At 61.4% G+C, this 3368-nt stretch carries 2 protein-coding genes; one reads left to right on the top strand and one right to left on the bottom strand.

The annotated features are described in order from the left end of the window. On the top strand, positions 1-2922 hold a 2922-nt coding region (locus VGO12_RS14235), incomplete at its 5' end, for a DNA-directed RNA polymerase subunit beta' (protein WP_327513403.1). Positions 2923-3045: 123 nt separating this feature from the next. Here the strand turns inward: VGO12_RS14235 and VGO12_RS14230 are convergent. Continuing rightward, positions 3046-3342: a hypothetical protein gene (locus tag VGO12_RS14230; protein ID WP_034795498.1), complete on the bottom strand. Its 297-nt coding sequence runs from the start codon at positions 3340-3342 to the stop codon at positions 3046-3048. Positions 3343-3368 lie beyond the last annotated feature (26 nt).

The following is a 3368-nucleotide window of genomic DNA, read 5'->3' as shown; positions in this document are numbered from 1 at the left end:
CCGACGCTGCACCGCCTGGGCATCCAGGCCTTCGAACCCACCCTGGTCGAAGGCAAGGCGATCCAGCTGCACCCGCTCGTCTGCACGGCCTTCAACGCCGACTTCGACGGTGACCAGATGGCCGTTCACGTGCCGCTGTCGCTCGAAGCGCAGCTTGAAGCACGCGTGCTGATGATGTCGACGAACAACATCCTGCACCCGGCAAACGGCGCGCCGATCATCGTTCCGTCGCAGGACATGGTTCTCGGCCTCTACTACTTGTCGATCCTGAACCAGAACGAGCCTGGCGAAGGCATGGCGTTCTCGGACATGGGCGAGCTGCATCACGCGCTCGAAACCAAGTCGGTGACCCTGCACGCCAAGATCCGTGGCCGCTTCAAGACCGTCGACGCCGAGGGCAACCCGGTTTCGAAGATCTATGAAACCACCCCTGGCCGCATGATCATCGGCGAGCTTCTGCCGCGCAACGTCAACGTGCCGTTCGACATCTGCAACCAGGAAATGACCAAGAAGAACATCTCCAAGATGATCGACACGGTCTACCGTCATTGCGGCCAGAAGGACACGGTCATCTTCTGCGACCGCATCATGCAGCTCGGCTTCGCCCATGCATGCCGCGCCGGCATTTCGTTCGGCAAGGACGACATGGTCATTCCGGACACCAAGGCAAAGATTGTCGGCGACACCGAAGCGCTGGTGAAGGAATACGAGCAGCAGTACAACGACGGTCTCATCACCCAGGGCGAAAAGTACAACAAGGTTGTCGACGCCTGGGGCAAGGCAACCGAAAAGGTCGCCGACGAGATGATGGCCCGCATTAAGGCTGTGGAGTTCGACGACAACGGCCGTCAGAAGCCGATGAACTCGATCTACATGATGTCGCACTCGGGTGCTCGTGGTTCTCCGAACCAGATGCGCCAGCTGGGCGGCATGCGCGGCCTGATGGCCAAGCCTTCGGGCGAAATCATCGAGACGCCGATCATCTCGAACTTCAAGGAAGGCCTGACCGTTAACGAGTACTTCAACTCGACCCACGGTGCCCGTAAGGGTCTGGCAGACACCGCCTTGAAGACCGCGAACTCCGGTTACCTGACCCGTCGTCTTGTCGACGTTGCGCAGGACTGCATCGTCAACTCCGTCGATTGCGGTACCGAAAACGGCCTCACCATGACGGCGATCGTCGATGCCGGTCAGGTCGTGGCTTCGCTCGGCGCGCGTATCCTTGGCCGTACGGCCCTGGACGACATCGATCACCCGATCACCGGCGTTCGCCTTGTCGACGCTGGCCGGATGATCCTTGAGCCGGACGTCATCGAGATCGAGAAGGCTGGTATCCAGTCGATCCGTATCCGCTCGGCGCTGACCTGCGAAATCCAGACGGGCGTTTGCGGCGTCTGCTACGGCCGCGACCTGGCACGTGGTACGCCGGTCAACATGGGCGAAGCGGTCGGTGTTATCGCCGCACAGTCGATCGGCGAGCCGGGCACCCAGCTCACCATGCGTACCTTCCACCTTGGTGGTACGGCGACCGTGGTCGACCAGTCGTTCCTGGAAGCGTCCTACGAAGGTACGGTCCAGATCAAGAACCGCAACATGCTGCGCAACTCTGACGGCGTTCTCGTCGCCATGGGCCGCAACATGGCCGTCCAGATCCTGGACGAGCGCGGCGTCGAGCGTTCGTCGCAGCGCGTCGCCTACGGCTCGAAAATCCTCGTCGACGACGGTGACAAGGTGAAGCGCGGTCAGCGTCTCGCCGAGTGGGACCCCTACACCCGTCCGATGATGACGGAAGTGGAAGGTACCGTTCACTTCGAAGACGTCGTCGACGGCATCTCGGTACTCGAAGCGACCGACGAGTCGACCGGCATCACCAAGCGTCAGGTTATCGATTGGCGCTCGACGCCGCGCGGTACCGACCTGAAGCCGGCGATCGTCATCAAGGACAAGAACGGCGCAGTCATGAAGCTGTCGCGTGGTGGCGACGCCCGCTTCATGCTTTCGGTCGACGCCATTCTGTCGGTCGAGCCGGGCACCAAGGTCAGCCAGGGTGACGTGCTCGCACGTTCGCCGCTGGAAAGCGCCAAGACCAAGGACATCACCGGTGGTCTGCCGCGCGTTGCCGAACTGTTCGAAGCGCGCCGTCCGAAGGATCACGCCATCATCGCTGAGATCGATGGTACCATCCGCTTCGGCCGCGACTACAAGAACAAGCGTCGCGTTCTGATCGAGCCGGCGGAAGACGGTGTCGAGCCGGTCGAGTACCTGATCCCGAAGGGCAAGCCCTTCCATCTTCAGGATGGCGACTACATCGAAAAGGGCGACTACATCCTCGACGGCAACCCGGCGCCGCACGACATCCTGGCGATCAAGGGCGTGGAAGCACTTGCTTCCTACCTCGTGAACGAAATCCAGGAAGTCTACCGACTGCAGGGCGTTGTGATCAACGACAAGCACATCGAGGTTATCGTCCGTCAGATGCTGCAGAAGGTGGAAATCACCGACGCAGGCGACTCGACCTACATTGTCGGCGACAATGTCGACCGGATCGAGCTTGAAGACGTCAACGACGGCCTGATCGAACAGGGCAAGAAGCCGGCATACGGCGACCCGGTCCTGCTCGGCATCACCAAGGCGTCGCTGCAGACGCCGTCGTTCATCTCGGCCGCTTCGTTCCAGGAAACCACCAAGGTCCTGACCGAAGCTGCGATCGCCGGCAAGACCGACGGTCTGCAGGGCCTGAAGGAAAACGTCATCGTCGGCCGTCTGATCCCGGCCGGCACGGGTGGCACGATGACCCAGATCCGTCGCATCGCAACCGCGCGCGACGAGATGATCCTGGAAGAACGTCGTCGCGGCACCGGTGCGGACGTGGCAACGCCGATGCTCGCCGATCTCGCAAGCGAGAACGCGGCAGCCGAATAATGGGGGAGGGCGTGTTTCGCCCTCCAGCCTCACAAAAGAAGAAGCCGCCGAGAGCGATCTCGGCGGCTTCTTCTTTTTGCAATACGGTCTTGGGAGGTGGTGCGGGGCCTGGTTCGCGGCGTCTCAGCTGAAGCGGATGATCGCCACTTCGCCTTCAAGCGCGCCCTGATAGGCCGAAGCGTGCGGTTCTTCGCTCGGAACGTCGGTCAATGTGCCGATCTGATCCAGGTCGGCCTCGAGAAACCCTTCCTCGGCAAGGGCATTCAGCGCCTCGCGCACGGCAGTATCGTCATCAGGCGCCTTGAGCATCACGTGAATATCCACGCCATCTTCGTCGCCGTCGGTCTCGTAGGCCTTGCCGATGATGATGAACACCATCGGTTCGTCCGGGGCATTGTCATTGTCTGGGGTGACGGCCATTTTGTTTCCTTTCGATTGGCTAAGGC

It is taken from the genome of Ensifer sp., from assembly GCF_035999135.1.
Classification (GTDB): domain Bacteria; phylum Pseudomonadota; class Alphaproteobacteria; order Rhizobiales; family Rhizobiaceae; genus Ensifer.
This window is presented reverse-complemented; position numbering and strand designations above follow the sequence as displayed.

Coding starts and splice junctions, on each gene's coding strand:
- VGO12_RS14230 (WP_034795498.1), bottom strand. CDS start 3,342: ATGGCCGTCACCCCAGACAATGACAATGCCCCGGACGAACCGATGGTG.